Genomic DNA, 13,234 nt, shown 5'->3' on the forward strand with positions numbered 1-13,234 from the left:
AAGTGCTTATGCAAGCAAGCTTGCAACACACTTTCTCATTCAAACCAGCGCATGGCTGAACTGTAACGTAATTTTCTCCGCATACAGCACTTTTTCAGTTCCTCAGACACGTCCCGTATCTTACAGGCATATTTCCAAAAAGCACTCTACTGAAGCCATGCATCAAACAATTTCGCCGCGATCGGTGCTGCCGTATGCCCGCCGGAGCCGCCTTCCTCCACGATAACGCATACCGCGATCTTCGGATCATCCGCCGGTGCGAAACCGACAAACCATGCGTGAGTCTCTTTTCCCTTGTCGAATTCTGCGGATCCTGTCTTCCCTGCCACCTGGTAGGAATCCCGTTTCAGTGCGGATCCCGTTCCCACATTGACCACCTGTACCATCAGGTTCTTTAAGGCATCCGCCTCGTTCGGGACCATCAGCTCTCCTGCCACAGACGGGGAAAACTTCCGGATCACATCACCGCCGGAATTTTCCACATGATCCATCAGATACGGTTTCATTAAGATTCCGCCGTTTGCGATCGCCGCGGTGATCAGAAGATTGTGCATCGGGGACATCAATGTCTGTCCCTGTCCGATACTTGTCTGAAGCACTTCCCATGTCTCCGCATCCGGCTGCATGGAGAAGGTACTCTTATTGTACGGAATATCGAGAGGCAGGCTTCTGTTGAATAAAAGCTGCTCTGCAAGGTTCCGGTAGCTCGTCAGCTCAAGCTCTGTGCCGAGGTTCGCGAACGCTCCGTTGCAGGAATTTGCAAATGCCTGGGTGAAATCCTGGGATCCGTGTGCCTTCTTGTGATAGCACTGGATCTTGTTGTTCTCGAATGAAAAAATTCCACTGCAGTCATAGTGATAGTCATTGTACGCGCTCGGATGTTCTCTCATATACTCCAGGGCTGTGACGATTTTAAAGGTGGATCCCGGCGGGTAGAGTCCCTGAGTCGCGCGGTTTAACAGTCTCGCCTCCGTACTGTCCCCGTTTACGAGATCATTCCAGTTTGCCGCCACCTTATTCGGGTCGAAGGACGGCTTTGAAACCATGCAGAGGATCTTTCCGGTATCCGGCTCGATGGCGATGACCGCGCCCCGGTTCTTTCCGAAAGCATCCGATGCGATCTGCTGCAGATTTACATTCAGGGTCGTCACCACGTTGTCCCCAATGCTCTTTCTTCCCATGATCTCATCGGCGGTCTGCTCGATGAGGTTCGTGTGAGATCTCAAAAGGTCAAAGTTTGCCAGGGATTCGATTCCTGTCTTTCCCACCGTCGAATATCCTACCGCATGGGCAAACAGGCTGCCGTATGGGTATTCCCGCACCTCGGTACCGTTGGAATCCGTCGCCGTAACGGTCTTTGCAAGCACAGTCCCGTCATCCGCCAGGATCTTGCCGCGGGTGACCCGGTCCTGGAAAATAGTGGCTCTGGCGTTATACGGATTATCGATCACCGTATCGCTCTTTACCACGAGAAAATATCCCACATAGATTCCCATTGCGAGAAATAAAAATATTGCTGCATACACAAACCAGAGGATATTCCGGTTTGCCTTCGGATTCGGTTTACTCTTCTTCACTGGAATTCTCCTCCTCCTCTTCTTCCCCGCGTTTTAAGACATAAAGTCCCTGGATGACCTGGAATATGATAAAGGTCGAGACGATGGAGCTGCCGCCGTAGCTCACAAGGGGCAGCGTCACACCGGTGGACGGGATAAACTTCGTCACCCCGCCGATAGTCAGAAATACCTGGGTAATATAAACACTTCCAAGTCCAAACGCGATCAGTTTATAGAACATCGCCTGCATCTTCATCGCGATCAGCATAAACTGCATATAACAGCCAAGGCATAAAAACAGGACGCAGAGCGCATAGAGTGCCCCCATCTCCTCGGAGATCGCCGCGAAAACGAAATCCTTGTCCACAACCGGGATCTTCTCCGGCATGCCCCGGTAAAGACCCATTCCGAACCATCCGCCTGTTCCGATGGCAAACAGCGCCTGTGCCACCTGGTAGCCCTTGTTTGCGATATCAGACCAGGGATCCGCCCAGGCCTCCACACGCCGTCTCACATGTGGGAACAGATAGTAAGCCGCAACCGCCGCCAGGGATCCGCCCGCAATGCCGGCGCCGAACCAGAGATAGCTGGATGTGGCAACAAAAAGCATCGTCATGTAGGCGACGAAAAAGATCAATGCGCTTCCAAGGTCCTTTGAAAGCACAAGCACCAACACATGAAGTGCCGCCACGACGGTGGTCTTTATGATCGTCTCCCTGTCCGTGGACTGGTAGAACATGGCTGCCACGAAGAACACAAAACTGATCTTCACAAACTCAGACGGCTGTACTGTAAATCCACCGAAGGAGAGGGAAAGCTGTGCGCCGTAGGAAGTATTTCCGATGACGCAGACCACTCCCAAAAGTACCAGCCCGAGTATTCCATAGACCCATGGGAACGTCACAAGCTGCCATACCCGGTCGATGATAAACGGGATGATCCAGGTGATCACCGCTGCCGCCGCCACGATCACGAACTGTCTCATAGCCCGGTCAGGGTTCAGCCTTGTGAGGATAATAAATCCCGTCGCCAAAAGCGTACACATATTGTTGACGAGCAGTCTGGAACTGTTCCTGTAAAACAGTCTCGTAAGGTAAATGTACAGCAGGAAAAATACCACCTGCGCACCGTAAAAGGCTAACATCGTCACAGATTCCGTGTTCAGCCAGATCAGGATATTCGCCAGAAAGTGCAGCATAAACATGCACACAAGCTGGCGTCCGCAGACGCGGTTTTTTCCCTCCTCATCCCGCATGGAAAAGAAGCGGAAATTGTAATAGGTATCCATGGCGATCAGAAGGATCATCAAGTATCTGGATATCTGTATGATCAGATTAGTCAATAATTATCACCTACTCCACTCCGCGCTTAAAGTGTCCGCGCGTAAACTGATTCCTTAAAACTGGCGGCTCCGCCGCTTTTTCACTCATTCCGTATTCCTCAAAGAACGCGTCCAGGATCTCGCCCGCCGCAGCTGGTTCCTCCACCGTGAAGTTCAGGCGGACCGCATTCGGCTTAAGTCCTGTGACCTGTTCGGAGAGTCCTAAAAGGGAAAGCGGCGCAGAATTGTAGATCGTATTGTAACAGAAACGACACTGGTTTACCACCGGGAACCGCATGTCCTTGCGGTCCTTTAACCACATGATTTCCGACTTTCCGGAACATCCAAGCGTTGTTTTTCTGATACACTGGGCGGAGATCATCATCGGAAGATACCCGTATACGATCATCTCTCCCTGAACACCAGAATCCCGGATCTCTCTCTCGTTTAACTCCACAGGGATCGTCAATCGGTCTGCCCCATACCGCTCCATCGCCGCTCCCGCAAGGTGGTTCCAGGAATACATTCCCTGGTCGAAGTACATAGGAAGTTCAATTCCTGCTTCCCGGAGGAATCCCGGTTCTTCCATGGAACCGATACCAAGCGCGTCAAAACCGGCACTCGTTAAAAGCTCCATCTGCTTTCTGAAGTACTGTTCCGCCTCTTTCCGGAAGATCCTCGGCATCATAAGATAACACCGGACTCCCGCCTCATGACAGCGGTCCGCAAGCTTCTTCCACTCCTGGGCGTCAAAGCTCTCCGCCGCAAGATAAATTCCGTATGATCTTTCGGACAGCTTCCGGTACATCTTAAATTTCCCGAGAACCATCTCAAACTGCTGTTTCGTCTGGACAAAGACAGTAAATTCCGGTCTTTCTTCCAAATCAGCCTTTTCAGGCGCTCTCTCTTCTTCCTTTGTCGGTGGAACAGAACTGTTTCTCCGGTATCCGGAAAGGATCTCGTCCTGAAGCTTCTCCAGGACCTCGCGGCGCATCTTATTTAATGCCTGCACCGGCATAAACACATTTCCCTCACACTCCACGGTAAGGTCCGTGAACGTAAACATGGAATCACCAGTCTTTGAGAGCTGTTTTCTGATGCGCTCCGTGTCCATCGGGGCATTCTTTGCCTCCTCGGCGGGCTGGGATTCCTCCCAGGCTGTATTTCCCGCCGTATCCGACACGGAGCAATATCCCGGTTTTCCGACCGCGATGTACGCGCTTCCCGTCACAGGGATCTTCTTTTCCACATTCACATACGTGCGGTCCAGATAGTCGAAAAGTTCCTGGTCCACGTCGCGGTACTCCGGCTTTTCCTTTAAGACCACCATGTCCCGTCCGTTGTGGGTGTGGTAATAGCCCTGGGACTGTCCGCCCCGGTCGAAAAGAGCCAGCAGGGCATCCCTGTCTGCCTTCTCCACATGGTATCCGGCACGCCCCTCCTTCAAGTAGAGGTCCACGTATTTCCGGTAGATACTTACAACTCCTGCCGTGTAGCGCGGACTCTTCATGCGTCCCTCGATCTTTAAGGAACAGACACCCGCTTCCAGGATATCCGGGATCAGATCCAGGGTACAGAGATCCTTTAAGCTTAAGATATATTTTTCATTCTTTTTATTGACATATTTTCCGTTCTGCTCTGCGTCAAAAGGCAGACGGCAGGTCTGTGCGCACCGGCCCCGGTTTCCGCTCCGTCCGCCGATCAGGCTGGAAAACAGGCACTGGCCGGAATAGCAGTAACAGAGGGCACCGTGAACGAAGGTCTCCACCTCCAGACCCGTATCATCATAGATCTCACGGATCTCCTTTAAGGAAAGTTCTCTCGCCGGAACCACACGGACAGCGCCAAGGGCTTTCAGGTCTCTCGCGCTGTATTTCCCTGTCACCGTCATCTGGGTGCTGATGTGGACCGGAAGATCCGGGAAATGTTTCCGGATGTAGGTGAGCGCTCCCATATCCTGAACTAAAACGGCATCCAGTCCCGCCTCATAGTACGGTTTCAGATAGGAATACAGATCTGACATCTCTTTTTCCTTCACGAGCGTGTTGACCGTCATATAAATCCTGCATCCGTGAAGATGCATGAAGTTGATGGCTTTCACCATCGTCTCCTCATCCAGGTTGTTCGCGTAGGCACGGGCACCGAACCGGCTTCCGCCGATATAGACCGCGTCCGCTCCCGCGTTCACCGCCGCCACCATACTCTCGTAGGAACCGGCCGGTGCGAGTATCTCAACCGTTCTGTTTTTCATATTCTCTCCTTTATTCCGCCTTCTTCTCCGCGGATTCCTGCTTCATCTGAAGACCGATCAGCTCATGCTTTAAGCTGTAGATCTCCTTCTCCATCTCATCCTTCTGGCTGCGCAGCATCATCGCCTCCTGAAGTGTCTTAAAATAATCGTCCGCCAGGTTCAAATAGATCATGACTTCCTGGTAATCCTTATTCTGTCTCGTAAATCCCGGCTGTGCCTTTAAAACGGCGATCTTCTCATTAATATAGGCAGCCACCTTCTGCAGGTACTCCGGATCCTCCGCTCCTCCCAGCGTGTAGACATTTCCATTGATCAGCACTTCCGTATAGTTCTTCTCATCCATTTCTAATTCCTCACTTCTTTTGCATAACCGTCCGCCTGTTTTCCAGCCTGTACTCCCTCACGGCTCCACACGATCGATCCACAGATCCGCCGGACAGTTATCATCTATATAAAAATTGTCATTTTTTCTCTATCGTACAGATTTTTCAATTCAGAAAATTCCTGCCTGTATACTGCAGCAAATGTTTTTTTCTATTTCGCCGCATCCAGCCCAAGGTGCTTGTAGGCCAAATCCGTCGCCATTCTTCCTCTCGGCGTGCGCATAATAAGTCCGTTCATCAATAAATACGGCTCATACACGTCTTCCAGTGTCCCGGAATCCTCTCCGATAGACGCCGCCAGCGTCTCAAGTCCCACCGGACCACCGGAAAATTTCTGGATCAGGGTGAGAAGCAGGGTCCGGTCATTATTGTCGAGACCAAGCTTGTCCACATCCAGGATATCCAGGGCAAAATCCGCCACATGTCTCGTGATCACACCGTCGTATTTTACCTGTGCAAAGTCCCTCACTCTCTTTAAGAGGCGGTTTGCCAGTCTCGGCGTTCCCCTGGACCTTCTTGCGATCTCAAAAGCTCCTTCCTCGTCGATCTCAACGCCCAGGACCTTTGCGGAGCGTTTTACGATCACGCAGAGTTCCTCCGGTGTATAAAATTCCAGCCTCTGGATCACACCAAAACGGTCCCGGAGCGGAGCTGTTAAAAGTCCCACTCTCGTTGTTGCTCCCACAAGTGTAAATTTCGGAAGATCCAGTCGGATCGAGCGGGCGGATGAATCCTTTCCAAGCATGATATCGATGGCAAAATCTTCCATCGCCGGATACAGGACTTCCTCCACCTGGCGGTTCAACCTGTGGATCTCATCCACAAACAGGACATCTCCCTCCTGGAGATTGTTTAAGATCGCAGCCATCTCTCCCGGCTTCTCGATCGCCGGCCCGGAGGTCACCTTTAAGTTCACCCCCATCTCGTTCGCGATGATTCCGCAGAGCGTTGTCTTTCCAAGGCCCGGCGGGCCGTAAAAAAGCACATGATCCAACGCCTCCCCGCGGCTCTTTGCCGCATCGATAAAGACCTTCAGCGTGGACTTTATCTTCTCCTGACCGATATAATCCTTTAAATACTGCGGGCGCAGGGTCCCCTCTATTTTTTTGTCTTCCTCAGTTTCTTCGGTCGTAATGATTTTTCGGCTCATAACATTTCCTATCTATATCTTCTATCAGACAGCCAGATCTCCTGCTGCCATTTTTCAAGGTTTCATCCTATAAGAATGCCAGATGCTTTAACGCGCCCTTCAGCACGTCCTCGGAAGTCATACCTTCTGTGATCGCAACCTTCTTCACTGCGGTCTGCGCCTCGGACGCGGAATAACCGAGGGCCGTAAGCGCTTCCACAGCCTCTTTTCCAGCTTCCGCCATTCCAGAGAGATCCGTTTTCGGGCTCTCCTCCAGATCTGCACCTGCAAATAATACGTCTTCTGCTTTTATTTTATCTTTGAGATCCAGGATGATCCTCTGGGCTGTCTTTGCCCCGACGCCGGGCGCCTTCGAGATTGCCTTCGCGTCACCGGAGAGTACGGCCAGACGCAGCACATCCGGTCTCAGCGCGGAGAGGATCCCCAGAGCACTCTTCGGACCGACCCCGTTCACCCCGATCAACTGGCGGAACATCTCAAGATCCTGCTTTGAGAGGAATCCGAAAAGACTCATTCCATCCTCACGCACGGAAAAATACGTGTAAATCTTCACTTCCTCCCCCAGCCCAGGAAGCTCCCCGAGGACCGATGACGGAATAAAGATCCGGTATCCAATATTTCCCGCCTCAACGACGACGGAATCTTCCCTCTTTTCTTCCAGGGGACCGCGTATATATGAAATCACTGAACGAACCTCCCTTTTCCCTTCGCCATGTCATATTGCATGTCGTAATCATACCATAGCCGCCATTTAAGTGCAAGTGAAACCGCCGCGAGAATCGAACATATTTTCGATTTAGCTGTTTTTTGAAATATCTTCCCGGAAAACGCCGCCAGGCTTCTCCTTCGTTGACTTTCCATGTTTTCGCGGGTATAATCAGAAAACACGGAAGCAAAAATTCTTCCGCCTGTTCCATTCATGATTTGCCATATGCAGTTTTCCGAGCAGTCACCAGCATTTTTATGAACCCCAGGCGGATCAGCAATATAAGTATAAGGACTATCACATGATCACTATAGAAAAAACATTCCCTGGCACCATCGCCTATCCGTTGGAGCGCCTTGGCGATCCGGAAAAGCTTGTCTTTTTTGATATCGAGACCACCGGCTTCTCCGCCGACTACAACACCGTATATCTCATCGGCTGTATCTGGCCGGAGGGAGACCATCTCCGCTTCATCCAGTGGTTTGCAGACACGAAAGCCGCGGAGGCCGATGTCCTGACCGCATTTTTTTACTTTATAAAGGATTTTCGCACTCTCGTCCACTTTAACGGGGACATGTTCGATATTCCTTTTGTCACGAAGCGCGCCAAGGCCTTAAAGCTCACCCCCGCCTTTGACAGCGTGGAAAGCGTCGATATCTTCCGCCGGATCAAGCCCTTTAAGAAGCTCCTTGGTCTGCCGGACATGAAGCAGAAGACCATCGAGCGCTTTCTTAAGATCGGACGCAAGGACCTCTATAACGGCGGCGAGCTCATCGAAGTCTACCTGGACTATCTGAGGACTCACGATCAGGAAGAAAAACATCTTCTTCTCCTCCACAATGAGGACGACTTAAAGGGAATGCCTTCTCTCCTTCCCGTACTCTTCTATCCTGACTTTTTCGCCCAGGATTTCACCCTGGACGCGGTGCGGGAAGCTCCCGGCGAGACAGACCGGCTGATCCTCTCCCTCTCAGGGGACCCGGTGACGATCCTTCCGTCCCCGGTGGCTGCCTCCGTCCCCGCCTACGCTTTCCGGGCAGACAAAGACCGGATGGAGCTTTCCATCCGGGTCTACAAAGGTACATTAAAATATTATTATCCGAACTATAAGGATTACTACTATCTGATCTACGAGGATACCGCGATCCACAAGAGTGTCGGCGAATTTGTCGACAAGGACGCCCGGATCAAGGCGACAAAGGAGACCTGCTACACAAAGAAGGACGGCACCTTTCTCCCCCAGCCCGCAGATATCTGGGTGCCGGAATTCAAGACCTCCTGCAAGGATAAAACAGGATTCTTCGAAGTCCGGAAAGACTGCTTCTCCGATGTGGAAAAGCTGAACCGGTATATAAAAGAGATCTTCTCATTTCTCAAATAAAACCCGCTAATCCAGTATCTTCACACATCAGCCCTGCCGCCTGCGTCAGCTGCAGACGGCAGCGGTTATGCTGCAAATCTCATTCAATGCGAAAACATGCTTAGACACATTCCTGCACCGGACGCGAGTGCTTATTTCTAGTAATCCCCATCCTTAAGAAGCTTCCTGATATATGCAAACGTCTTTCTCTCTCCCTTTTCCTTCAACATCAGCAGGATCTTATCCAGACATGCCTTCGTCTCCGGATGCATGACGATATATTCCTTATTTCTGGAAAAATATGTGTAGGGTGCCGCATCCGTGTAGTTCCTTCCCTGGTAGATCTTCGAGGCCGCGATCCGGTCCATGACCATCTCCGCCAGGTAATTCACTGGCATCTTCACGCCGACGATCTTCCAGTGGTCCTCCGCTGTGGACACATCGGTCCAGTACTCGAAGTGATGCTTATTTCTCCCCTTGTGATGGAGCCATGCGGAGGAATATCCCTTTTCTTCCTTCTCTGCCGCGTTGGGACTTCTCGTTCCCTGGTAATACTTCACGCCGGTCTTAAATTCCTCCCAGGAATACTTCGACAGATCGTGGAGCAGCCCCTGTTTAAAAAGTCCAACCTTAAAGCAGCCTTCCATAACCACCAGCTTGTGATGCGTGATGGTCAGGAAGTGATGCCAGGCGTTGTGGAGCAGCCGTTTTTCTTCTTCATTTAATTTAACAGAATTCATTTTTTACTCTCTCGTTGCCTTCTTAAGCATATCTCCCAGCTCATCCACAGAGAACTTATAGTGCTTATTGCAGAACTGGCAGTTGACCTCGATCTCTCTGCCCTCGTTGATCATGTCCTGGATCTCTTTTTTTCCGATGCTGATGATCGCCTTCTCCACTCTGGAGCGGTCACAGTCACAGCGGAACTGTACCGGCATCTTTGATAAGATCTCAAGTCCGAACTCGCCGAGGATGTCTGTCAGGATCTCCTCCGGAGTCTTTCCCGCATTCAGCAGTGCTGTGATGGAAGAAATTCCGGAAAGCTTCGCCTCGAGCTTGTCGATGATCTCATCGGAAGCACCCGGAAGAAGCTGGATGATAAAGCCGCCTGCCTGACGGACCGTGTTGTCCTTATTCATTAGAACACCTAGGGCAACGGAGGACGGAACCTGCTCAGATGTGGCAAAATAGTAGGTCAGATCTTCCGCGATCTCACCTGTGACAAGCTGTGTCTGCCCCACATACGGCTCTTTTAAGCCAATATCCTTGATAACGCTCAAAACGCCAAGGTCCAGGGAACCGCCGACATCGAGTTTTCCCTGTGCATTCGGCGGAAGCATTACATCCGGATTGAACGCATATCCTTTCACATCTCCATGGCCGTTGGCTGTGACAAGAAGTCCTCCCAGCGGACCGCTTCCCTCAATTTTAAGTGTTAAAAGGTCCTTCTCCCCTTTTAAGTCAGCGCCCATCATGGCAGCTGCTGTCATGAGACGTCCTAAGGCAGCCGTAGCCACCGGGCTTGTGTTGTGGGCATTCTTTGCGTTCTCCACCATATCTCTTGTCGTTGCAGCAAAGGCGCGGATCTGTCCTTCCGCAGCCGTCGCACGGATCATATAATCGTTCATGCTCTATTTCCTTTCTTTTCCATATTCTCTCGCGATCACATAAATACGTTCGCTGTCCTCCCGCGGCGGATTCTTCGTAAATGCATCGTAGGCGGCAACAAATTCCATTCCCGCTTCGTGGATGGCACTCTTCACCTCTTCCAGGGAATAAGCCCGCTGATAATGTGTCTCATGGTACTTTCGGAAGAGATCCCCATCCTCACGGACAAAGATCGACAGATCATAGATATTGATCTGCTCCTCCTCATCGTACTGGTTGTCCCAGATAAAGCTGGAGTCATCCCGGTCTTCCGCGATCGTGTTGTCTCCCATGATCTCCCGGTATTTGTACTCCGTATTCATGTCGAAGATAAACACTCCGCCCGGATCCAGGTAATTGTTAACCAGGCGGAATACTTCTGTCAGATCCTCCAGCTCTAAAATATAATTCATACAGTCACAGATGGAGACCACCGCCGCCACCGTGCCGTAAAGTTCAAATTCCCGCATATCCTGACAGAGATACAAAATATCTTTTCCGGACTGTTCCTTCTTTTCCAGGGCAAGCTCCAGCATCTCCTCGGAGTTGTCCACGCCGATCATATCATAACCAGCGTCCGCGAGAAGCTCCGTGAGACTTCCCGTTCCACATCCGAGATCGAGAAGAAGTCCCTCCGTAACCCCCTGTTCCTTTAAAAGCCCTGTCAGATATTCACACCATTCTTCATATGGAATATTATCCATAAAAGTGTCATAGACAGCAGCAAAACCTGTATATGCCTGCATTTTATCTCCTTGATCAGCCTCAGTCCGCGTACAATAATGAAAAAGCCACTACCCGCAATAGGTAATGGCTTACGTTTCATCTTATGCGTTGCGGCCGCAGCACTTTTTGTACTTCTTTCCGCTTCCGCACGGACACGGATCGTTCGGGTAGATCTTGTGGCCTTCGCGGCGTACGGTTCCGGAAGCTTTCTGCTTCTTGTAAAGCTCTGTTCTTGTCTCAGCGGAAAGGATCTCAGACCACTGCGGAAGCTCATAGAGCCAGGAAGCCTTAGCTTCTACCATATTGTAGTAAAGCTTTTCCGGATCGATCTCAATCTTAACAACGGTATCCTCTGCCATTGTGTCGATCGGGTTCTCATATCCCTTTAAGCTCTCATTGATTCCATCAAGGAAACCAGTCATAACGAGAACTTCTGTGCCATACTTCTCAGCAAGTTCTTTTACAGTTCCCTCAACAACTTCTGTCGGGTTGGAAAGGATCTTCTCGTAGATGCCTTTTTCGATCGTAAAATAGTTTGTCCAGAGTTCTTCTTTCTTTTTATCATCGAGACCATCGCCGTAAGCGAGGCTTCTCCATGTTTCAAGTAATGTTGCCATATCAGTTCCATCCTTTTCGTATACTGTTTCTATTTCTTTTCCGCACCATCCATTTTCAAAAGGGCAGACTGGTACAGAAAACGTCTAATGCACATTATAACATAGGATATTTTTTCTGTAAACAGGAAAATTTTTTGTGCATTGGAAATATTAAATGTGACAGGTCCGGTACGTGTTCTGTACCATTACTGGGCATTCTGCTTCGTAATATACCCCTCATCATCGATCACCGCCTCCGGAGAGATGCTTCTCATGTAATTGATGATCCGCTCCTTCTCCGCTCCTTCCGCCTTCGCCACGCGGCAATTCGACTGCTTCGCCGGAATAAACCGCAGGGATTCCAACCCCTCATCTCCGATCACCGCCTCCACGAGGCAGGAATCGAGCGTCTTTGAGTTGAAGAGATAGTTCCCGAGACTGTACACCACCGGGACATCTCCCTGGTAGCCAATGGGCTGCAGCACATGGGGATGGTCCCCGATGATCAGGTCCGCTCCTGCCGCCGCGATCTGGGGCGCCTGCTCCTGCTGCCAGTGATCCAGCTTATCAGTTCCTTCCGTCCCCCAGTGGATGTATACAATGACAAAATCGCTGTCCGCCTTCGCCGCGGAGATCACCTCCAGAAGTTTATTGATCTCCAGACACCGGAATACCCCCGGAGTTGTCTCCGTTGCCCCTTTGGTGTCCGGCGGAAGTGTCCGCTCGATCTGGGTTGCGGAGACGAAGGTGATCTTCCTTCCGTTTGCGATAAAGGATACCGGTTTCACCGCTTCATCCAGGTTTCGTCCCGCTCCCACATAGGGCATTCCGATGGCTTCCAGGGTGTCCAGGGTGTCTGTCAGGGACACTTCGCCGTAATCATAGGCGTGGTTGTTCGCCAGGGACACGAGATCCGCTCCCATGTCAAAGAGCCAGGACGCGTACTTCGGATCCGCACGGAACGTAAATTTCTTTCCCGCCGTGGGCGCTCCGCCCGTCGTATACGGAAATTCGTTGTTTACCATAAAGATATCGGCGCTCCGCATGATGGATAAGAGATCCGCGGAAATTCCACCCTCGATCCCCTGCCCCCTCTTTAAGAGGGATGCCATGATCGCGTAATGGGAGTCGAACAGGATATCTCCCGCAAAGACGATCCGCGTCTTTCCCGTCTCCGCTGTCTCTTTCACGTAGATCTTGTTCGCCGCCATGACTTCCGGGTCCTTTAAGAGGTCCGCATAAGGATCCGCGGATCCTGTCTCCGCCTCGGAAGATTCCGTCTCATTCTGCTGCAGGACAACATGAGGTTTTTCACCGCCTGTTTTGCTGTCCACGCTCTCCTGTGTAGTATCACTATTCTCCGCAGGCTCAGCCGTTTTCGTCTCCTGACTTACCTCAACCGCAGCCGTCGTCCGCACGGTCCCCGATGCCACACTGCTGCATCCGCCAAGCAGAACGCCCGCCAACAGGACCGCTCCGCAAATTACCGCTATTTTTCTTCTCATCATACACTCCCATAAGCAGAATTCCTTTAAATT

General features: G+C 51.2%; 12 protein-coding genes. 1 reads left to right on the forward strand and 11 read right to left on the reverse strand.

The window, feature by feature from the left end; genetic code table 11:
* Nucleotides 1-146: 146 nt before the first annotated feature.
* The 6 genes from DW826_RS05240 to ruvA all read right to left on the reverse strand — a co-directional run bounded on the left by DW826_RS05240 (nt 147) and on the right by ruvA (nt 7,346).
* Entirely contained in the window at nt 147-1,577 is a 1,431-nt protein-coding gene (locus tag DW826_RS05240; protein ID WP_242990508.1) for a penicillin-binding transpeptidase domain-containing protein, read from the reverse strand.
* The gene (locus DW826_RS05245; RefSeq protein ID WP_117469436.1) at nt 1,564-2,898 is read right to left on the reverse strand and encodes an FtsW/RodA/SpoVE family cell cycle protein; all 1,335 of its coding nucleotides are present in this window, start codon (nt 2,896-2,898) and stop codon (nt 1,564-1,566) included. The genes DW826_RS05240 and DW826_RS05245 overlap by 14 nt, the downstream gene beginning before the upstream one ends.
* Nucleotides 2,899-2,908: 10 nt before the next feature.
* Nucleotides 2,909-5,128, reverse strand: a complete 2,220-nt coding sequence (locus DW826_RS05250; protein WP_117552230.1) for a U32 family peptidase — start codon at nt 5,126-5,128, stop codon at nt 2,909-2,911.
* 10 nt (nt 5,129-5,138) lie between these two features.
* Nucleotides 5,139-5,471, reverse strand: a complete 333-nt coding sequence (locus DW826_RS05255) for a cell division protein ZapA (RefSeq protein ID WP_015554226.1) — start codon at nt 5,469-5,471, stop codon at nt 5,139-5,141.
* A 191-nt stretch (nt 5,472-5,662) separates the two neighbouring features.
* A complete protein-coding gene (ruvB, locus tag DW826_RS05260) occupies nt 5,663-6,661 on the reverse strand; it encodes a Holliday junction branch migration DNA helicase RuvB (protein WP_117469434.1) in 999 nt (332 codons plus the stop codon).
* A 67-nt stretch (nt 6,662-6,728) separates the two neighbouring features.
* Nucleotides 6,729-7,346 (reverse strand): Holliday junction branch migration protein RuvA, encoded by a 618-nt coding sequence (ruvA, locus tag DW826_RS05265; protein ID WP_117552231.1) that lies wholly within the window; start codon nt 7,344-7,346, stop codon nt 6,729-6,731.
* Between the two features lie 322 nt (nt 7,347-7,668).
* On the opposite strand from ruvA, the gene DW826_RS05275 reads away from it, so the two are divergent.
* Nucleotides 7,669-8,748, forward strand: a complete 1,080-nt coding sequence (locus tag DW826_RS05275) for a ribonuclease H-like domain-containing protein (protein WP_117552233.1) — start codon at nt 7,669-7,671, stop codon at nt 8,746-8,748.
* A 137-nt stretch (nt 8,749-8,885) separates the two neighbouring features.
* Here DW826_RS05275 and DW826_RS05280 read toward each other — a convergent pair whose 3' ends face one another.
* From DW826_RS05280 to DW826_RS05300, 5 genes are all read right to left on the reverse strand, one after another.
* Nucleotides 8,886-9,467 carry a DUF5662 family protein gene (locus tag DW826_RS05280; protein WP_117552234.1) on the reverse strand — a complete coding sequence of 194 codons (582 nt, stop codon included), beginning with the start codon at nt 9,465-9,467 and terminating at the stop codon, nt 8,886-8,888.
* Nucleotides 9,468-9,470: 3 nt separating this feature from the next.
* Nucleotides 9,471-10,355: an Hsp33 family molecular chaperone HslO gene (hslO, locus tag DW826_RS05285; RefSeq protein ID WP_117552235.1), complete on the reverse strand. Its 885-nt coding sequence runs from the start codon at nt 10,353-10,355 to the stop codon at nt 9,471-9,473.
* 3 nt (nt 10,356-10,358) lie between these two features.
* Nucleotides 10,359-11,120, reverse strand: coding sequence for a class I SAM-dependent methyltransferase (locus DW826_RS05290; RefSeq protein ID WP_117552236.1), 762 nt, complete (start codon nt 11,118-11,120; stop codon nt 10,359-10,361).
* A gap of 81 nt (nt 11,121-11,201) precedes the next feature.
* Entirely contained in the window at nt 11,202-11,717 is a 516-nt protein-coding gene (locus tag DW826_RS05295; protein ID WP_117469428.1) for an SEC-C metal-binding domain-containing protein, read from the reverse strand.
* A gap of 185 nt (nt 11,718-11,902) precedes the next feature.
* Nucleotides 11,903-13,201, reverse strand: coding sequence for a CapA family protein (locus tag DW826_RS05300; protein WP_117552237.1), 1,299 nt, complete (start codon nt 13,199-13,201; stop codon nt 11,903-11,905).
* Nucleotides 13,202-13,234 lie beyond the last annotated feature (33 nt).

Source organism: Clostridium sp. AM34-11AC, from assembly GCF_003435375.1.
Lineage (GTDB): Bacteria > Bacillota > Clostridia > Lachnospirales > Lachnospiraceae > Pilosibacter > Pilosibacter fragilis.